Here is an 18,366-nt window from a genome sequence, read left to right on the forward strand (position 1 = left end):
CGTGGTGCCGCCCGGCGAGGGCCGGCACCACTGGGCTCCAGGAGCCGCCCGCGGACCCCGATCCGTGGATGAGCACCAGCGGCGGCGCCTGCCGCAGGCCGTCATGGACCACGTGTATCCCGTGCGCGTGCTTGACGTCGTAGTTACCCATGTACAGGACGATGCCGGGGCCACCGACTGTCCGTCTTGTACAAATGTCGTCGCGGGGATGACGATCGCCAAGCACTTTTGTCTCCACGGCGGGCAGGATCTGCTGACCCCCCGCCCGCACCGCCGTCTCGTTCAGAACCGGGTTGCGCAGGTCAATCGTTTGGCCATCGCCTGCGATCAGCTGAAGGCCATGCACGACCGCCCCTCTGAGAGGCCGCGCCGGCGCGGGTCGAGGCCGGTGACGCGGATCCGGCGTGCCGCACGTGCGGCGGGATCCTGAAGTCGGCCACGGTGATGTTCGGCGAGCGGCTCGACCCGGTGGTGCCGGGCGAGGCCGCCGCCGTCACCAAGGCCTGCCACGTCTTCGTCGCCGTCGGCACCGGCCTCCAGGTCCAGCCCGCCGCCGGGCCGGCCGGCGTCGCCGCCGACCACGGGGCCCGGCTCGTCGTCAACGCCGAGCCGACGCCGTACGACGAGATCGCCGACGAGGTCGTGCGGGAGCCGATCGGGACGGCGCTGCCGAAGCTGTTGCGGGAACTGACCGGGCCTGAGTTCTGACGGAGTTCTGACGGGACGTCCGCCGTCACCCCAGGTAGGCGGGGGCGACGGCGGACCTCATGAGGGTGCGGGCCGCGCCGCCTCCGTCGGCGGGGACGGTCCACAGGTCCGAGCCGTAGTCGCCGGGGAGGGCGTAGACGAGGGTGGAGTCGTCGGCCCACAGGGCCTGGTCGTCGATGTTGCGGCGCTCGGCGGTGGCGGTCTCCTTCAGGGTGCGCAGGTCGAGGACGTACAGCCGCCAGGGGGCGTCGGGCGAGGCTCCCGGGACGCGTTTCTTGTAGGCGATCCGGGTGCCGTCGGGCGAGAGCGAGGGGCATTCGACGTTGCCGTGCAAGGTGGTGAGGGTGCGTGCGCCGACGTCGCCGCGGACCAGGTAGGTCCGGCCGCCGGACGCCAGCGTGGCGTAGAAGCGGGTGTCGTCCGCGAAGGTGACGCCCCAGATGTTGATGTCCGCCGCGCGGTAGGTCCGGCCGTCCCTGATGATGCGGAAGGTCTCCAGGTTGTCGTCGACGGCCCAGGTCCGGGTGTCGGCGATGGCGGTGCGGGTGGAGAAGGCGGTGCCGGCGTAGGAGTCCCCGCTGACGAATACCGTCCAGGCCACCAGATGACCGGAGGGTGAGACCCGGGCCCGGGTGGGGATGCCCGGCGCCGGGAAGCGGTGCAGCTCGTGCAGGTGCGCGTCGAGCACCACCGCCCGGTAGGTGTCCCGCAGCGCGCCGTGTACGGCCTGGAGGCAGACGCCGGTTCCCGCGGCCGCGTGGAAGCGCAGGCACTTGACGCCGGACGCGGTGCGCGGCCCCTGCGGATCGTCGGCGGGCACGGTGGCGATCTCGTCGCGGTGCGGGCCCCAGGCCAGGTTGCGCACCAGCAGCCGGCGGCCGGACGTCGGCCGGAGCGAGACCGTACCGGCCCGCACGGTCGGACCGTCGGCCCGCTGCTCGTCGCGCAGGCCCGACCGGTGGGCTGCGTACAGCACCGACCCGGTGCCGACCGTGCCGAGCAGCACCACGGCGACCAGCAGGACCGTCAGGCGGATCGTCCGGCTCATGCGGGCACCTCATCGGTGGTTCGGAGGACGAACGAGGCCACGACGGCGCTGACGGCCAGCGCGGCGGCGGTGACCGCGAGGGCGGTGCGCCCGCCCCACAGGCTCCAGGCCGCGCCGAAGGCGAGCGAGCAGGTGAAGCGGGCCAGGGCCTGGCCGGTGCCGACCAGTGCCTGACCGGCGCCCTGTCGGCGGTCCGGCACGGCGCCTGCGGTGGCGGCCGCGAGGACCCCGTCGGTGGCGGCGTAGAAGGTGCCGTGCAGGACGAGGACGGCCACCACGGCGGGGGCGCCCTGCCAGGGAGAGAGCACCAGGCCGTAGCCGAGCAGCAGGACGCCGTGGCCGGCCAGGAAGAGCCGGCGGCTGCCGACGCGGTCGGCGAGGACGCCGAGCGGGAGTGCGAGCACCAGGAAGACGGCGGCGGTGCCGAGCGGCAGCAACGGGAAGAGAGCGGCGGACAGGGCCCCTTCGCGCTGGAGCAGCAGATAGAGGAAGGAGTCGCTGACGGTGGTCAGGCCGAGCAGGGTCGCGCACACGGTGAGCCTGCGCAGTTCGGGGCGGCGCAGCAGCCCCGGCGCGTCCCGGAGCACGGGCCGGGCCGGTTCGGGTGGTTGCGCCGCCCCGGCGGGGACGAGGTGGCGCGGCACGAAGAGCACCAGCACCAGGACTCCGAGCACGGCGACGCAGCCGCTGACGGCGAAGACGGCGTCGTAGCCGTCTACGGTGGCCCGCAGCACGGCGAAGGCGACCAGCGGGCCGAGCAGCGCGCCGGTGGTGTCCATGGCGCGGTGCACCCCGAACGCCCGTCCCCGGTACCGCGGTTCGGTGGCCAACGAGATCATCGCGTCCCGGGGGGCGGTCCGCAGCCCCTTGCCGGTGCGGTCGGCGGCGAGCACGGCGCCGATCACGGGAACGGTGTGGGCGAGCAGCAGCAACGGCTTGCACAACGCCGACAGGCCGTAGCCGAGGCCGGCCACGACCTTGTGCCGACGGCCTCCCCGGTCGGCGAGATGGCCCCCGGCCAGCCGGACCAGGGCCCCGACACCGTTGTTGATGCCGTCGAGGAGCCCGAACCCGAGCGGCGAGAGACCGAGGCCGGCCACGACGTAGAGCGGCAGGACGGCGGTGACCATCTCCGAGGAGACGTCCGTGATCAGGCTGACCGCGCCGAGGGCCAGCACGGTGGAGGGCACGGCGGCCCGCCGCCGCCCCGGACGGAGGTCCGGGGCGGCGGCGGGCTCGGGGCTGCGGGAGTCCGCGAGATACACGGGCGTCAGTTCCAGATGCCGGTGATGTCGGACGCCGAGGAGGCGTTGCCCGCGTGTGTGGTCAGACCGGCCAGGTCCTCCACGGTCCGCAGGACGTTGTAGTGGTTGTAGGTGGTGGAGCTGGAGCTGCCGGGAGTGACGTGCTGCCCGTAGAAAACGGTGGGGATGCGGTTGCCGGACAGCTTGTTGTCCTCGTCGAAGGTGACGGCGAGGATGCTGTTGTGGGTCCTGGCCCAGGTGGCGTAGGCGCCCAGGTTGTTCTTGATCCAGGTGTCGCCCGTGGAGACCGAGCAGTCGTGCATGTCACTGCACAGGTTCGGGACGACGAACGAGACCTTCGGGAGGGTGGTCCAGTCGGTCGGGAACTGCGTCATCGTCCTGGCGGTGCTCGTGGGCACATTGGAGAACCCGAACCACGGGTTGTGCTTCTGGGCGTAGTTGCCGCTGCTGCACGTCGTGGAGCCCTGGCTGGGCAGCGACTCGTTGTAGCTGGCCCAGGTCTTGCCCGCGGCGATCAGTTCCGAGGCGAGGTTCGGCTGGGAGAGGGACCCGACCGGCACGCAGCTGTCGTCGGTGCGGCCCTGGCCGGAGCCCGAGAACAGCATGTAGTAGTTCGGCTCGCTGGGGTGGGTGAGACCGTAGGACCGGGTCAGGTCGGCGCCGCCCGCCTTGAGGGTGTTGTTGAGGTAGGGGGCGCCGGAGCTCCCGATCACCTGTGAGTAGGCGTGGTTCTCCATCACCACGACCACCACGTGGTCGGGGGTCGGGAGAGCGGCCGCCTGAGCGGTGGAGGCCGTGGCGGTCCACACGCCGATCGACGTGGCGGTGAGGGCGAGGGCCCCGGCGAGTGCGGCGAGGGGGCGTCGGTTGCGCGGGGATGCCTTGACGGCGGCCATGACTGTCCTCCGGACAGTAGTGACGGACGTGCGGGGGGCAGCGCCGCAACCCTAGGAGCCCCGGACCGGGCCTGGGTGAAGGCCAGACGAACGGTGGGCCCCACCGGGCAAAGGTCGTCCCCGGCACAGGTCATGCACAGGTCATGGACAGCAGGAGCCCCGGGCCACCCGCCCGGTCGCCGTCGTGGGGACCGGGCGCCCACCCGGACTGGCCGGTGGGGCCCGGTCCGGATGCGCGGTCCCTACGCCTCGAGCCGGAAGAGGGCCGTGTCGCCGGGGGTAGCCCCGCCCTCGAAGTCCAGCAGGCGCCGCTTGCGCTCCAGACCGCCGCCGTAGCCGGTGAGGCCGCCGCCTGCGCCGATCACGCGGTGGCAGGGCACGATGATGCCGATGGGATTCCGGCCGTTGGCGAGGCCCACCGCGCGGGAGGCGGCCGGATTGCCGAGGGCTTCGGCGAGTTCGCCGTAGGTGCGGGTCTCGCCGTACGGGATCTTCCGGAGTTCGGCCCATACGGACCGCTGGAACGGGGTTCCGTGCAGGCGGAGTTCGAGAGCGAAGTCCTTCGACTCGCCCGCGAAATAGGCCTCCAGCTGTTCCTCCGCCGCACGGAAGAGGGTGTCGTCGCGGGGGCCGAAATCCTCCTCCGGTGGGCGGTGTCGCTGTTCGGTCATGTAGAGGCCGCACAGGACGCCGTCGTCGGCGACGAGCGTGAGAGGGCCGTACGGGCTGTCGACGATCGTGTGCTGTTTCACTGAAGTTCCTTACACGGGCAGGAAGTTGATCGGATGACTGTCGGTCGCCCAGAGGTACTGGACGGCGTACGCCCGCCAGGGGCGCCAGCCCGCCGCGCGGGCGGTGAGCGCCGCCGGGGTGGAGGGCAGGCCCAACTGCTGTGCGGCGCGCCGGACTCCGAGGTCGGTGGGGAGGAAGGCGTCGGGGTCGCCGAGGGCCCGCATCGCGATGACGTCGACCGTCCAGGGTCCGAAGCCGGGCAGCGCGAGCAGCGCGGCGCGCGCCTTCGGCCAGTCGCTCTCCACACCCAGGTGCAGTGAGCCGTCGGCGAGGTGTCCGACGAGGGTGGTGAAGGTGGTGCGGCGCGTACGGGGCATCGCCAGCGTCTCGGGGTCGACGGCGGCGAGCGCCTCGGCGGTCGGGAACAGGTGGGTGAGGCCGCCCTCCGGGTCGTCGACCGGTTCGCCGTGCGCGGTGACCAGGCGGGCCGCGTGGGTCCGGGCGGCCGCCGTGGAGACCTGCTGCCCCAGCACGGCGCGGACGGCGAACTCCGCCTCGTCGACCGTACGGGGCACCCGGCGGCCGGGGGCCTTGTCCACCAGGGGTGCGAGCAGCGGATCCGTGCGCAGCTGGTCGTCGACGGCGACCGGGTCGGCGTCCAGGTCGAGCATGCGCCGGCAGCGGCTGATCGCGACCGTGAGGTCGCGCAGGTCGCTGAGGGTGAGGCGGCAGCCGATGTGGTCGGGGTTCGGGGTGAGCGCCACGATGCCGTGCCCGTACGGCAGCCGGAGCGTGCGCCGGAACGCGCCGTCCCGCCACTCCTCGACACCCGGGACGCCGGTGGCGGCGAGGTGCCCGAAGAGGTTGTCGGGGTTGAGCGGGGCCCGGAAGGGGAGGCGCAGGGCGAGCGTGCCGGGCGTGGCCGGACGGGCCGAGGGGTTCTTGCGCGGGACACGGGCGCGCAGTTCGCTCGGGGAGAGCGCGAAGACCTCGCGCACGGTGTCGTTGAAGGTACGGATGGAGGCGAAGCCGGACGCGAACGCCGCCTCAGCCATGGGGAGTTCGGTCGTCTCGATGAGCAGGCGAGCGGTCTGGGCGCGCTGCGCGCGGGCCAACGCGAGTGGGCCCGCGCCGAGTTCGGCGAGGAGTTGGCGCTCGACCTGGCGGGTGCTGTAGCCGAGGCGGGCCGCCAGTCCGGGTACGCCTTCACGGTCGACGACGCCGTCGGCGATCAGGCGCATGGCGCGGGCGACCAGATCGGCGCGCTGGTTCCACTCCGGGGAGCCGGGCGTGGTGTCGGGCCGGCAGCGCTTGCAGGCGCGGAAGCCGGCCTGCTGACAGGCGGCGGCGCTCGGGTGGAAGACCATGTTCTGCGGCTTGGGCGGCACGACGGGGCAGCTGGGCCGGCAGTAGATGCCGGTGGTCAGGACCGCGGTGAAGAACCAGCCGTCGAACCGCGCGTCCTTGGACCGCACGGCGCGCACACAGTGCTCGCGATCGGTGTACATCCCGTTCTGCATACGTCCAGCATCCACCGGCCGCCGATCGGGCGCTGGCGAGAATCCGACATCGGCCTCGCACGGCCCGGCACCGCCCGCCGGCTCCTGCGAAGGGGGCCGGAGGCCCTCCCGCCGGCCCTCAGCCCGCCCTCTCCTGCCAGGTCGCCAGCGACCAGATCACGAACACGTCGATCGCCATGACGACGATCGACCAGAGCGGCTGGTAGGGCAGGAACAGGAACTGGGTGACCAGGCTCAGCGCGGCGAGGAAGATGCCCGTGAAACGCGCCCAGGTCATGCCCTTGAGCAGGGCCGCGCCGGTCGCCGCCGCGACCACGCCGAGGACGAGGTGGATCCAGCCCCAGCCGGTGAGATCGAGCTCGTAGGCGTACGAGCCGACGCGGGCGTAGATGTCGTCCTCGGCGATGGCCGCGATGCCCTGGAGGACGGCGAGCACGCCGCTGCACAGCAGCAGCACGCCGGCGAAGACGACGCCGCTGTCGGCCCGGCTGCCGTGCGTGCCGGACCCGGACGGGCCGCCGCGCGGCGTGGACCAGGCGCCGCCTATCTCACCGTGCGGCTCTCCGGTCGGGGAGTGCGAGCTCATGCGGGGCTGTCCTTTCGGTGGGGCCGGGTCGCGAGGAAGTCGACGATGCCCAGCGCGAAGAGCAGGGCGAGAGCCAGGCCGACCACGACCCAGCCGGTCGGGTACGGCCACAGGACAAAGGCCAGGACGGCTCCCGCGGTCAGGATCCAGGTGATCCAGGTGCGGTAGCGGTCGACGAACGGGCCGACGGGACCGGTGCTCAGTCCGGCGTGATCGGCGGTCCCGCGCACGGCGCCGATGCCCGAGTGCCAGAGCCGCCGCACCAGAGCGGCGTGACGGCCGGGCCCGGTCAGCCAGGCCGCGAGGGCGATCACCACGCCGAGGGCGACCACCGACCGCACGGAGGTGCGCAGGAACCGGGTGAGCGTGTCGTACACCGACCCGGCGGCCGGCTGGGAGACGCCGGCCGGGAGCGCGTCCAGGTAGACGACCCGGAAGACGGTCAGCGCGACGCCCAGCAGGAGGGTGGCGAAGGCGAAGCAGAGCGCGGCGACGATCAGGACGCGGCGGCGGTGCGCCGAGAGCAGCACGCCCGCCGCCACCAGCAGGACCGCGATCACGGGAAGCCAGACACCGGCCAGCTGGAGCAGCCGGAAGTAGGTCTTGACCTTGCCGATGTCCTCGGACTCCACGACGGTGAAGTTCGTGTGGATCTCGGGGATCTTCCCCGCGACCGTCATCCCGGAGTCGACGAGCCGTTGCTTGACCTGCTCGACGACCGGGGCGAGGTCGATCGTCACCGTGTCGTTCTCGATCTTCACCGCGCCGCCGCCGCTGCCCGTGAGGGCCTTCTCGACGGAACTGTGGATGCGGCGGTTGGCGTCGACCCAGATCCTCTCGAAGGCGTCGGAGGCCATGACCGCCTGCGCCTTGTCGTGCACGAAGCTGCCGACGGCGCTCTCGAGCGAGGGCCCCAGCCTGCCGAGGGCCTTCTCCAGCAGCGGACGCTGGGCCGGGGCCGCGTCCTGGAGGAGGGCGGTGAGGTCCAGGCGTTCCATCAGCGCGTTCGTGACGCGGGTGGCGGCCGCGTTCTGGATGTCCTTGTCGGAGGCCAGCGGGCGGACGGTGTCGACATAGCGTCCGGTGTCGCCCACGATGCTCGAGGTCCAGGCCGCCACCACGCCCAGCGGGGCCAGGACACAGCCGAGGACGATGAGGACGACCGCGACGATCGAGCGGACCCGGTGGTGGGTGGGACGACGGGTGCGCTCCTCCTCCAGTGCCGCGATACGGGCTCTGAGCGCGTCCAGCTCCGCGTCGGCGGGGACACCGCTTTCCGGCATGGCGGACTCCCTCGCCGTCGGTCGGGTCCGGCCCGGGGTCGGTCCGGTGGATGCCAGCACATCCCGGCCGTGCGGCGGCGGCGAGCGAAGCGGGGCCGTTCGGGTGAACGACCCCGCCCGTACGGGGGCCGCTACATGTTGATCATGTGCCCGGCCAGTCCGTGGACGGCCTCCTTGACGGCCTCGCCCAGCGTCGGGTGGGCGTGCACGTTGCGGGCGACCTCGTGGACGGTGAGGTCCCACTGCTGGGCGAGCGTCAGCTCGGGAAGCAGTTCGGTGACGTCGGGACCGATCAGATGACCGCCGATCAGCTCGCCGTACCGGGCGTCGCTGATCAGTTTCACGAAACCGGTGGTGTCGCCGAGGCCGTGCGACTTCCCGTTCGCGGTGAACGGGAACTTGGCCACCTTGACGTCGTAACCCTTTTCCCGCGCCTGGGCCTCGGTGTAGCCGAAGCTGGCGACCTGGGGCTGGCAGTAGGTGGCGCGCGGGATCATGGCGTAGTCCAGCTCCATGGTCTCCGCGTCGGCGAGGGTCTCGGCGGCGATGACGCCCATGGCCTCGGCCGCGTGCGCGAGCATCAGTTTCGCGGTGACGTCGCCGATGGCGTAGATGTGCGGGACGGAGGTGCGACAGCGGCCGTCGACGTCGATCGCGCCGCGCTCGGTGACCGCCACGCCCGTGTTCTCCAGGCCGTAGCCGGTGACGTTCGGGGCGAAGCCGATCGCCTGGAGCACCTTGTCGGACTCCAGGACCTGCTGGGCGCCGTCCTTGCCGGTGACGGTGACACGGACCCGCGGACCGGACTCGTCGATGGACTCCACCCGGGTGGAGGTGAGTACGTCGATGCCCAGCTTCCGGTACTGCTTGGCCAGTTCGGCGGAGACCTCGGCGTCCTCCAGGGGGGCGACCCGGTCCAGGAACTCGACGATCGTGACCTTCACACCGTAGTTGTGCAGGACGTACGCGAACTCGATGCCGATGGCGCCGGCGCCCGCGATGACGATCGACTGCGGAAGGTCGTCGGCGAGGATCTGCTCCTCGTACGTCACCACGCGCGCGCTGCGCTTGGTGCCGGGGAGCAGCTTGGGGGTGGCGCCGGTGGCGATGATGCAGTGGTCGAAACCGATGGTGCGGGTCTCCCCGTCGTAACCGGTTACCCGCAGGGTTCGGTCGTCGACGAAGGCGCCGCGGCCGTCGAACTCGGTGATCTTGTTCTTCTTCATCAGGTAGTGGACGCCCTTGACCCGGCCGTCGGCGACCTTGCGGCTGCGGCGGTACGCCTCTCCGTAGTCGAAGGAGACCTGTCCGTCGACCTTGATGCCGAAGGTCTTCGCCTCACGGGTGAAGATGTGGGCGAGTTCGGCGTTGCGCAGGAGGGCCTTGGTGGGGATGCAGCCCACATTGAGGCAGACGCCGCCCCAGTACTTCTCCTCGACGACGGCGACGCGCTTGCCCAGCTGGGCGGCGCGGACCGCGGCGACGTAGCCGCCCGGACCGGCGCCGAGGACCACGACGTCGAAGCGTTCGTCCTGCTCGGTCATGGATTCGTTTCCTTTTCCGTGGAGTGCGATACGGGTGATACGTGCTGCCGTTCCGATTCTCGCGCGCCGCCGGGGAGAATGTGTGAGTGATCGATCACTGCTGTGCGGAGATGACCCGCCAGGCCGACTGGCGTTGCCGGGCCCACGCCGATGTCTTCGACTGCCCGGACGCGCTGGTGCGGTTCGAACCGAGGTTCCGGGAGTACGGGCTGATCGTCCACGACGGGGGGTCGGCCTCCCGGGAGATCGGCTTCTGCCCGTGGTGCGGCGCGCGGCTGCCGGAGTCGCTGCGCGACCGGTGGTCGCAGGCACTCGAGGCACGCGGGATCGACCCCTGGGAGGACGCTGTGCCGCCGGAGTTCGAGGACGACCGGTGGCTGCGGGAAGGCCACACCGGCCCGGCGTCGGCCGGCGAGGACCCACCGCGTGCCGGCTGAAGCGCTCCGAGAGCGCCGGCGGTACGGCCAGGTCCGGCATCCATGGCCGAACCCGTGTCCGTACCGCCGGCGGCGGTGAAACTGGTGGAACCGGTTACTCGGAGGTCGCCGTCGGCCGCCGCGACGCGGCCGTCGCCCTGCCGACGTCGGTCAACGGCCGGAGCCGATAGGTGTACGCGTAGTCGCGGTCGGCGAACAGCTTGTACTCGTCGTGGGTGTGCGCGCCCCAGCTGTTGTCGCCGCCGACGCCCATCTGCCGGTGGTTCAGGCGCAGTACGACCTCCTTGCGAGGGGTGAGCTGGTAGTCGTGGCGGGCTCCGACGGACAGGTCCTCCGGAGTGAGGTGCGAGGCGTTGAACTCCAGCAGCGGCTCGCCGCTGACCAGCAGGCCGGTGCCGTCGCCGCCGGTGAGGGCGACCCAGCGGACGTCGGTCCTGTTGCCGTTCTCCTGGGGCCGCAGATAGGAGGTCCACTGCCCGGTGACGGTGCCGGAGTAGCGGCCCACGTCGGTGGCGTCGTTGCGGTCCCAGTGGTTCTCCTCGGGACCGCGGCCGTAGTAGTGCAGCTTCTCCAGGCGGGCGGGCAGGAACAGCAGCGTGCCGATCTCCGGGATGTACGGCAGGGAGGCGGCGCCCGGGTGCAGGGTGTTGTCGACCTTGATCTCACCGTTTCCGAAAACGGTGTAGGTGGTGGTGTACGTCGACTCCGTCGTGGTGGGCAGCGTCCCGGCGACCTTGATCTCGACGGCCCGGTCGCGCAGCGCCCGCACGCTCACATCGGTCACCCTGCGACGCGCGCTGGCGTCGCGCCAGGTCTGGTTGCGGGTGTGCTGTCCGTTTCCCCGGTCGTTGTCGGTCGGGGCGCGCCAGAAGTTGGGGGCCGGTCCCGAGGAGATCAATGGGGTGCCGTCGGCCTCGTAGGAGGTGATGACGCCGGTCTCCTTGTCGACGGTGACCGAGAAGTTCCGGCCCTTGACGGTGACCGATCCGGCACTGTCCCGATGACTGAGCGCCGGGACGCCGGCCAGTGGCACGGGCGTGACGGCGGGGCTCCCGGCGTCGACGGCGAGTTGCTGCCTCGCCACCTCGAAGCCGGACTTCGCCCACTTCGTCTTCTCCCTGGTGGTGAACGACAGGTGGAGGAAGTACTCGGCGCCCGGCGCCGGGTGGTCCGGCAGCTCGAAGGGGACGGTGACGTCCTTGCTCGACAGCGCGGGCACGTCGAGCAGGTCACGGCCCAGCTTTCCGCGCCGGACCACTTCGCCGTCCCGCACGAGTTCCCAACGTCCGTCGAATTCCCGGAGGTTGGTGAACAGGTACTCGTTGGTGAGGGTGACCGCCGCGCCCGGGGTGAGCAGGTCGCCGCCGGCGGCAGGTGCGGCGTGGACGGCCTGGTAGATCCGCTTGACCTCGGCGGACTTGCCGGTGGCCCCGCGGTCGGCGGTGACGATGCCGTCGCCGGAGAAGGCCCCGTCGTTGGGGTTGTCGCCCCAGTCGCCGCCGTAGGCACGGAACGACTTCTCGCGAGGGCGTTTCTCGGTGAGGCCGACGGTGGCGGCGTCGAACCAGAACCGTACGCCGTCGTCGCCGGGACCACGCCCGGCGACGGCCAGTTCGGCCGCGCTCAGCGCCCGGGCGTACACGCGTGCCCGCCGGACGGTGCCGCTGAACTCCCGGGTCGGGTTGTCGACATCGGTGGCCAGGGACAGGGGCGCGGTGTTGTTGCCGGGGCGCACCGTGGTGGTGCGGGTGGCGCGGACCGCGCCGTCGACGTACAGGGTCAGCGTGCCGGCCGCCGCGTCGAAGACGCCGGCGACATGGTGCTCGGAGCCGGTCCAGTCGTCCGGCAGTGCCCAGCTCGCGGTGATCCACTGGCCGCTGCCGTAGATGAAGAACTCGAGGGTCCGGTTCGTCTGCTTCAGGGCGTACTGGGTGTCGCCCTTGGCGAGGATCGGCTGGTGGTAACCGGTTACGTGCGGGGTGACCCACGCTTCCAGCGTGAGGGAGCCGGTGAGGTCCAGCGATGCGTCACGGGCGAAAACGGTTGCACCGGAGATGCCCGCGTCGCGGGTGAAGGCGCCTCCGGAGGCGATGAGCTCGCCCCGGAGAGCGGCGGGCCCGGCCTCGGTGAACAGCTTGCGGACGGGGGTGGGCCAGTCGAGGGCCTGGTCGGCGAAGTCCCAGATCCAGCCGCCCTGGAGCACTTCATGACGGCGGATCAGGTCCCAGTACTTCTTGAAGTTCCCGCTGGAGTTCCCCATCGCGTGGGAGTACTCGATCATCACGTACGGCCGGGTGTCGCTCGTGTCCGCGGCCCGCGCCGCGACGCGGGCGGGGGTGTCGTACATCTCGGAGCGGATGTCGCTGATCCCCTGGCGGTCGTCGCCCTCGTACTGGATGACGCGGGTGGTGTCGTAGGAGCGGATCCAGTCGTGCATGGCGTTGAACGTGGTGCCGCCGCCGGCCTCGTTGCCGAGCGACCAGATGACGACCGAGGCGTGGTTCTTGTCGCGGTGGACCATGTTCTGGGCACGGGCCACGCAGGCCCTCGTCCACTCCGCGTGGTTGCCCGGGTACTCGCCCCGGATGCCGTGGGTCTCGAGGTTGGTCTCGTCCACGAGGTACAGGCCGTACTCGTCGGCGAGCTCCAGCCACAGCGGGTTGTTGGGGTAGTGCGAGGTGCGGACGGTGTTGATGTTCAGCCGCTTGATGATCCCGATGTCCTCGACGAGGTCGGCGCGGGTGAGGGCCGAGCCACGGGTCGGGTGCATCTCGTGCCGGTTGGTGCCCCGGAAGGAGACCGGCTTGCCGTTGATGCGCATCAGGCCGTCCTTGAGCGCGAACTCGCGCAGGCCCACGCGGTGGGAAAGGGTTTCGATCACCTTTCCCGACGGGTCGCGCAGGCGGAGCACGGCGGTGTAGAGGTACGGATGCTCGGCCGACCACAGGCGTGGCGCGGGCACGGCCTTCGCGGCCCGTACGGCCGTCTCCTCCCCGGAGCCGAGCGCGACGGCCTGCTGCAGGGGCCGGGGCCACACCGGGTGCCCGCTCCCGTCGTACAGCTGGGTCTCGACGGAGTACGTGCCGGCGCCCTGTCCGCCGTAGTCCCGCACGCTCGCGGTGACCGACAGTTCGGCCGTCCTGTAGTCGTCGCCCAGCGGGGTGTCCAGCCTGAAGTCACGCAGGTGCACGGCCGGTGTGGAGTACAGGTAGACCGAGCGGAAGATGCCGCTCAGCCGGATCATGTCCTGGTCCTCCAGCCAGTCGCCGTCCGAGTAGCGGTAGACCTCCACCGCGATCTGGTTGGTGCCCGGCTTGAGGTGCGGAGTGATGTCGTACTCGGCGGGGTCGTAGGAATCCTCGTGGTAACCGACCAACTCACCGTTGATCCACACGTAGTGGGCGGACTTGACCCCCTCGAAGTGAAGGAACGTGCGCCGTCCCGCCCAGCCGCCCGGGACCGTGAAGGTGCGACGGTACTGGCCCACGGGGTTGTAGCGGGTGGGGGCGGCCGGTGGCTGCGCCTCCTCCCCCAGCCCGTTGGCGCCCCACCACGGATAGGTGATGTTGATGTAGATCGGGCGGTCGTGACCGTGCAACTGCCAGGCGGCGGGCACCGGGATGGTGTCCCAGCCGCTGTCGTCGACGTCGGTGCGGTGGAAGTCGGGGTCCCGGTCGTCGGGACGGTCGGCGTGGGCGAACTTCCAGGTGCCGTCGAGGCTCAGCCGGTAGGGCGAGCGGGTCCGGTCGGCGGCGAGCGCCTGGGCGAGGTCCGCGTACGGCATGAGCGTGGTGTGCGGTGCTTCGGTGCCGAGCCGGAAGACGTCGATGGCGCCGTTCCACTCCGGGGTGCCGTCCGCGGCGACGGCCCGGCGGGCGGTGGACGGCGCGGACAGGGCGAGCGCGCCGAGGACGGCGGCCGACCCTTCGAGCAGACGACGACGGCTGACGACCGTCCGCCGGGGGTGGTCCGGTTCCACCCACTGGGGGCGGTCCGGCCGGTCCATGGACGACACATGCGGGTGCGACATGACCACGACCTTCCTCGGGGCGACCCGTGCGGCTTCGCACGGACGGAGGGTGCGTCAGATCTTGTCCACTCCTGTTGAAAAAACGAACATAGACGCGCCGCGATGTCCGAATATCAACTCTCTTCGGCGCAACGCCACTTGGTACCCGCGCTCCCCACGGGCTTTTTTGGTGACTCCCGTCAGTAGACGTCCCGCACGTACCGCTTGTCGGAGGCGAGCTGCTTCACATAGGCCGCCGCCTCCGCCTCGCTCAGGCCGCCGTGCAGGACCGCCACGTCACGCAGGGCCACGTCGACGTCCTTGGCCATCCGGGAGGCGTCGCCGCAGACGTAGAAGTGGGCGCCGTCCTGGAGCCAGGACCACAGATGGGAGCCGTGCTCGCGGATCCGGTCCTGGACGTAGACCTTGGCGCGCTGGTCGCGGGAGAAGGCGGTGTCCAGCCGGGCGAGGATGCCGTCGCCCCGGAGAGCGGCCAGCTCCTCCTCGTAGTAGAAGTCCGTCGCCCGGTGCTGCTCGCCGAAGAACAGCCAGTTGGGAGCCCGGTGCCCCCGTGCCCGGCGCTCCTCGAGGAAGCCGACGAAAGGCGCCACGCCGGTGCCGGGGCCGACCATCACCATCGGGGTCGCCGGGTCCGCCGGCGGGCGGAAGTGCGGGGAGCGCTGCACATGGACGGCCACCTCGGTGCCGGGCTCGGCGTCGGCCAGGAAGGGCGAGCAGACGCCCTGCCGGGGGCGGCCGGCCAGGTTCTCGTACCGCACGACGGAGACGGTGAGCGAGACGAGATGACGGTCGGTCAGCGGACTGGACGAGATGGAGTACAGCCGCGGCTGCAGCCGTCCCAGCAGCTCGGCCCACTCCTGCGCGCCGGCCCGGACACCGAACTCGGCGGCCACGTCGACGGCCTGGCGGCCCCAGGACCACTTCGCCAGCTCGTCCTTGTTGTCGGGGCGCAGCAGCTTGCGCAGTTCCCGCGGGTCGCGGGTGCGGTCGGCGGTGAAGCGCAGCAGGGCCGGGGTGATCCGGGTGATGTCCAGGTGGCGCAGGAAGGCCTCGCCGAGCTCGACCTCCCCGACGCCGTTCACCTGCACGCGTGCCTGCGCGTCGAGTCCGGTGACGCCCAGCCACTCCGCGACCATGTCCGGCGAGTTGAGGGGGCGTACGCCCAGGGCGTCGCCCGCCTCGTAGACGAGCGGGGTCTCACTGTCGCGGGTGTCGAAGGTGAAGCGGCGGACCTCCTTGCCGGAGCCCGGCAGACTCAGCAGCCGGTTGCCGGTCAGCCGGGCGACGACGGGAGCGGGGCGCCTGGGGCGGGCAGCGGCGGGGGCCTTCGAAACGGTGCCGGAACCGGTTTCCGCAACGATTGCCGACGCGCGAGCGGCGGCGGGACCCGCGGTCGCCGGGATCTGGGCCGGAGCCGCGGGCACCAGCTCCGTGGCCTCCTTCAGGGCGGTGGCCACCTGGTCGAGCCAGGCCTCCGCCTCCGTCTCGAAGTCCGGCTCGCAGTCGGTGCGGGGGGCCAGCCGGACCGCGCCGAGTTCGTCCAACCGCCGGTCCAGCCGCCGCCCGTGCCCGCAGAAGTCGTCGTACGAGGAGTCCCCGAAGGCGAGGACGGCGTAGCGGTGGCCTTCCAGCCGACCGGTGTCCAGCGCGGCGAGGCCGTCCCAGAAGCCGGCGCCGTTGTCGGGGGCGTCGCCGTCGCCGAAGGTGCTGGTGATCAGCAGCAGGTCGGCGTCGGAGGGCAGCGCGGCCGGGTCGGCCTCGTCCATGGCGACGAGGGACGCCGGGTGACCGCCCGCCGTGAGCCGCTCGGCGGTGGTGGTCGCGAAGTCCTCGGCGTTGCCGGTCTGCGAGGCCCACAGGATCACCACCCGGCGCGCCGGGGTCGTCGGACCTGAGGGTGCGGTGGCGGTACGGGAGTACATGCCGGCGAGGGTGCCGTTGACCCACAGCGCGTGCTCGGGAGCGAAGGGCGCGTCCGCCGGCAGCACCGGTACGCCGGGGGCGCCGGCCGGGATCCCGGCGAGGAAACCGACCAGGTACTGCCGTTCGCGCTCGGTCAGGACCGGCGGCGGGGCGGGGCGCAGACCGAAGACCTCGGCCGCGGACGGCAGGACGGCGGTCGGCACGAGGACGGCGCCGGGTCCTTCCGGCAGCGGGGCCCGGTCGCCCGGCGCGTTGCCGAGGAGGTTCCGCGGCGCCGGGGTCTCCGTGGCCGGCGGCTGCACGGTAACCGGTGTCGACACCTTCGTCAGGGAGACCGCGCACACCTTCAGCTCGGGCTGGAAGGACAGCGGGTCGACGGCGTCGCTGGTGACGGCGTTGACGCTGAGGTACTCGCCGAACAGGTCGTTCCAGTGGAACGGCGCGAAGCAGGAACCGGGCAGGACGCGGTCGGTGACGACGGCCGGCAGGACGGCCCGGCCGCGCCGCGAGGCGACCTCGACGGAGTCGCCGTCGGCCACGCCGAGCGCGGCGGCGTCCTCGGGGTGCACCTCCACGAAGGGGCCGGGGTTCAGCTTGTTGAGCTTGGCCACCCTCGCGGTCTTCGTCAGGGTGTGCCACTGGTGCTGGAGGCGGCCGGTGTTCAGGAAGAACGGGTAGTCGTCGTCCGGCATCTCGGCGGGCGGGACATGCGGACGCGGGTGGAAGACCGCGCGGCCGGAAGCCGTGGGAAAGGTGAGCGAGCCGTCCTCGTTCACATAGCGGATCGGGTTGCGGTCGGGCCCGTCGGCGGTGGCCGCCGGCCACTGCACCGGGGTGGCGCGCAGCCGGTCGTAGGTCACTCCGCGCAGGTCGTAGCCGGTCTGCGCGTTGTGGGCGCGCTTGATCTCCTCGAAGACCTGCTCGGCGGTGTCGTAGGTGAAACCGCTTTCGTAACCCATGGCGCGGGCGACGGCCGCGATGAGCTGCCAGTCCGCCATGGCCTCGCCGGGCGGGTCGGCGGCGGGGCGGGCGAGGGTGAGGTTGCGCTCGCTGTTGATGAGGACGCCCTCGGTCTCGGTCCACAGCGCGCCCGGCAGGACGATGTCGGCGTAAGCGTTTGTCTCCGTTTCGGCGAAGACGTCCTGCGCGACGACGAACTCGGCGGCTTCCAGCCCCTCGATGACCGTCCTGCGGTTGGCGACGGAGGCGACCGGGTTGGTGCAGATGATCCAGCAGGCCTTGATGTCGCCCTCGGCCATCTTCCGGAACATCTCGATCGTGCCCTTGCCGACGCCGTCGGCCCTGATCGTGCCCGGCGCGAGCCCCCACAGGTCCTCGACGAAGGCACGGTCGCCCTCGACGAGGACGGAGCGCTGACCGGGCAGCCCCGGGCCCATGTAACCCATTTCCCGGCCGCCCATGGCATTGGGCTGGCCGGTGAGGGAGAAGGGGCCGCTGCCCGGGCGGCAGATCCTGCCGGTGGCGAGGTGGAGGTTGATGAGCGCGTTGGTGTTCCAGGTGCCGTGCGTGGACTGGTTGAGGCCCATGGTCCAGCAGCTGGTCCACTCCCCCGCCTCGCCGATCAGCCGGGCCGCCGCACGGAGGTCGTCCTCCGGTATGCCGGTGATCTCCGCGACCGTCGCGGGCGCGTAGTCGGCGAGGAACGCCGGCATGGCCTCCCAGCCCTCGGTGTACGCGGCGACGAAGTCGGGGTCGGTGTGGCCGTTCTCGTGCAGGAGACGGAGCAGACCGTTGAGGAGGGCGAGGTCGGTGCCCGGCGCGACCTGGAGGAACAGGTCGGCCTTCGCGGCGGTGGCGGTGCGGCGCGGGTCGACGACGATCAGTTTGGCGCCCGCCTTCACCCGGTCCATCATCCGGAGGAACAGGATCGGGTGGCAGTCGGCCATGTTGGAACCGATGACGAGGAAGACGTCCGCCTTGTCGAGGTCCTCGTACGAACCGGGCGGGCCGTCGGCGCCGAGCGAGAGCTTGTAACCGGTTCCCGCGCTTGCCATGCACAGGCGGGAGTTCGACTCGATCTGGTTGGTACGGAGATAGCCCTTGGCCAGCTTGTTGGCCAGGTACTGCGCTTCGAGGCTCATCTGGCCGGACACGTAGAGGGCGACCGCGTCGGGGCCGTGTTCGTCGACGATCGCCCGCAGCCGCCGTGCCGTCTCGGCGATCGCCGCGTCCACGGGGGCGGGCTCCGGTTCCGCGCCGCGGTCCGAGCGGACGAGCGCGCCGGTCAGCCGGCCGGGCGCGGCGAGCATGTCGGCGGTGGTCGCGCCCTTGGTGCACAGCCGGCCGAAGTTCGCCGGGTGCTGCTTGTCGCCGGACGCCTTCAGGACCGTACGGCGCCCGTCCGGTCCGCGGCCGATGTCGAGGAGCATGCCG

General features: G+C 71.6%; 11 protein-coding genes and 2 pseudogenes. 2 read left to right on the forward strand and 11 right to left on the reverse strand.

Annotation, left to right across the window (positions count from 1 at the left end; translation table 11 throughout):
- A pseudogene (locus tag ABT070_RS12610) lies at positions 1-346 on the reverse strand (hypothetical protein); the annotation flags it as partial.
- A 14-nt stretch (positions 347-360) separates the two neighbouring features.
- Between ABT070_RS12610 and ABT070_RS12615 the strand changes: the two are divergent.
- Positions 361-708: pseudogene (locus tag ABT070_RS12615) on the forward strand (Sir2 family NAD-dependent protein deacetylase); the annotation flags it as partial.
- 25 nt (positions 709-733) lie between these two features.
- Here the strand turns inward: ABT070_RS12615 and ABT070_RS12620 are convergent.
- From ABT070_RS12620 to lpdA, 8 genes are all read right to left on the reverse strand, one after another.
- A complete protein-coding gene (locus ABT070_RS12620; protein WP_351758590.1) occupies positions 734-1,756 on the reverse strand; it encodes a TolB family protein in 1,023 nt (340 codons plus the stop codon).
- Complete coding sequence (locus ABT070_RS12625) at positions 1,753-3,021, reverse strand: MFS transporter (RefSeq protein ID WP_351758593.1); 1,269 nt, start codon at positions 3,019-3,021, stop codon at positions 1,753-1,755. The genes ABT070_RS12620 and ABT070_RS12625 overlap by 4 nt, the downstream gene beginning before the upstream one ends.
- A gap of 5 nt (positions 3,022-3,026) precedes the next feature.
- The gene (locus ABT070_RS12630; RefSeq protein ID WP_351758596.1) at positions 3,027-3,917 is read right to left on the reverse strand and encodes an alkaline phosphatase family protein; all 891 of its coding nucleotides are present in this window, start codon (positions 3,915-3,917) and stop codon (positions 3,027-3,029) included.
- 242 nt (positions 3,918-4,159) lie between these two features.
- Positions 4,160-4,669 carry a methylated-DNA--[protein]-cysteine S-methyltransferase gene (locus ABT070_RS12635; protein WP_351758599.1) on the reverse strand — a complete coding sequence of 170 codons (510 nt, stop codon included), beginning with the start codon at positions 4,667-4,669 and terminating at the stop codon, positions 4,160-4,162.
- A gap of 9 nt (positions 4,670-4,678) precedes the next feature.
- The gene (locus tag ABT070_RS12640; protein ID WP_351758601.1) at positions 4,679-6,169 is read right to left on the reverse strand and encodes an AlkA N-terminal domain-containing protein; all 1,491 of its coding nucleotides are present in this window, start codon (positions 6,167-6,169) and stop codon (positions 4,679-4,681) included.
- A gap of 118 nt (positions 6,170-6,287) precedes the next feature.
- Positions 6,288-6,755, reverse strand: coding sequence for a DUF7144 family membrane protein (locus ABT070_RS12645; protein WP_351758603.1), 468 nt, complete (start codon positions 6,753-6,755; stop codon positions 6,288-6,290).
- Positions 6,752-8,038: a hypothetical protein gene (locus ABT070_RS12650; protein WP_351758604.1), complete on the reverse strand. Its 1,287-nt coding sequence runs from the start codon at positions 8,036-8,038 to the stop codon at positions 6,752-6,754. The genes ABT070_RS12645 and ABT070_RS12650 overlap by 4 nt, the downstream gene beginning before the upstream one ends.
- Positions 8,039-8,169: 131 nt before the next feature.
- Positions 8,170-9,582, reverse strand: coding sequence for a dihydrolipoyl dehydrogenase (gene lpdA / locus ABT070_RS12655; RefSeq protein WP_351758607.1), 1,413 nt, complete (start codon positions 9,580-9,582; stop codon positions 8,170-8,172).
- Between the two features lie 86 nt (positions 9,583-9,668).
- On the opposite strand from lpdA, the gene ABT070_RS12660 reads away from it, so the two are divergent.
- On the forward strand, positions 9,669-10,019 hold the full coding sequence (locus tag ABT070_RS12660) for a DUF6980 family protein (RefSeq protein WP_351758610.1): 351 nt from the start codon (positions 9,669-9,671) through the stop codon (positions 10,017-10,019).
- 94 nt (positions 10,020-10,113) lie between these two features.
- On the opposite strand, the gene ABT070_RS12665 is transcribed toward ABT070_RS12660, so the two are convergent.
- Together ABT070_RS12665 and ABT070_RS12670 are read right to left on the reverse strand one after the other, a co-directional pair.
- Positions 10,114-14,025, reverse strand: a complete 3,912-nt coding sequence (locus ABT070_RS12665; RefSeq protein ID WP_351759613.1) for a glycoside hydrolase family 2 TIM barrel-domain containing protein — start codon at positions 14,023-14,025, stop codon at positions 10,114-10,116.
- A 203-nt stretch (positions 14,026-14,228) separates the two neighbouring features.
- Positions 14,229-18,362: a bifunctional nitrate reductase/sulfite reductase flavoprotein subunit alpha gene (locus tag ABT070_RS12670; RefSeq protein WP_451101595.1), complete on the reverse strand. Its 4,134-nt coding sequence runs from the start codon at positions 18,360-18,362 to the stop codon at positions 14,229-14,231.
- Positions 18,363-18,366 lie beyond the last annotated feature (4 nt).

Origin of the sequence: Streptomyces sp. NPDC002884, assembly GCF_040295245.1 — a bacterium.
Classification (GTDB): domain Bacteria; phylum Actinomycetota; class Actinomycetes; order Streptomycetales; family Streptomycetaceae; genus Streptomyces.

What these genes read in the sequence shown, in the direction of transcription:
- ABT070_RS12620 (WP_351758590.1), bottom strand. Translation starts at nt 1,756, where the DNA reads ATGAGCCGGACGATCCGCCTGACGGTCCTGCTGGTCGCCGTGGTGCTG.
- ABT070_RS12630 (WP_351758596.1), bottom strand. Translation starts at nt 3,917, where the DNA reads ATGGCCGCCGTCAAGGCATCCCCGCGCAACCGACGCCCCCTCGCCGCA.
- ABT070_RS12640 (WP_351758601.1), bottom strand. Translation starts at nt 6,169, where the DNA reads ATGCAGAACGGGATGTACACCGATCGCGAGCACTGTGTGCGCGCCGTG.
- ABT070_RS12645 (WP_351758603.1), bottom strand. Translation starts at nt 6,755, where the DNA reads ATGAGCTCGCACTCCCCGACCGGAGAGCCGCACGGTGAGATAGGCGGC.
- ABT070_RS12650 (WP_351758604.1), bottom strand. Translation starts at nt 8,038, where the DNA reads ATGCCGGAAAGCGGTGTCCCCGCCGACGCGGAGCTGGACGCGCTCAGA.
- lpdA (WP_351758607.1), bottom strand. Translation starts at nt 9,582, where the DNA reads ATGACCGAGCAGGACGAACGCTTCGACGTCGTGGTCCTCGGCGCCGGT.
- ABT070_RS12665 (WP_351759613.1), bottom strand. Translation starts at nt 14,025, where the DNA reads ATGGACCGGCCGGACCGCCCCCAGTGGGTGGAACCGGACCACCCCCGG.
- ABT070_RS12670 (WP_451101595.1), bottom strand. Translation starts at nt 18,362, where the DNA reads ATGCTCCTCGACATCGGCCGCGGACCGGACGGGCGCCGTACGGTCCTG.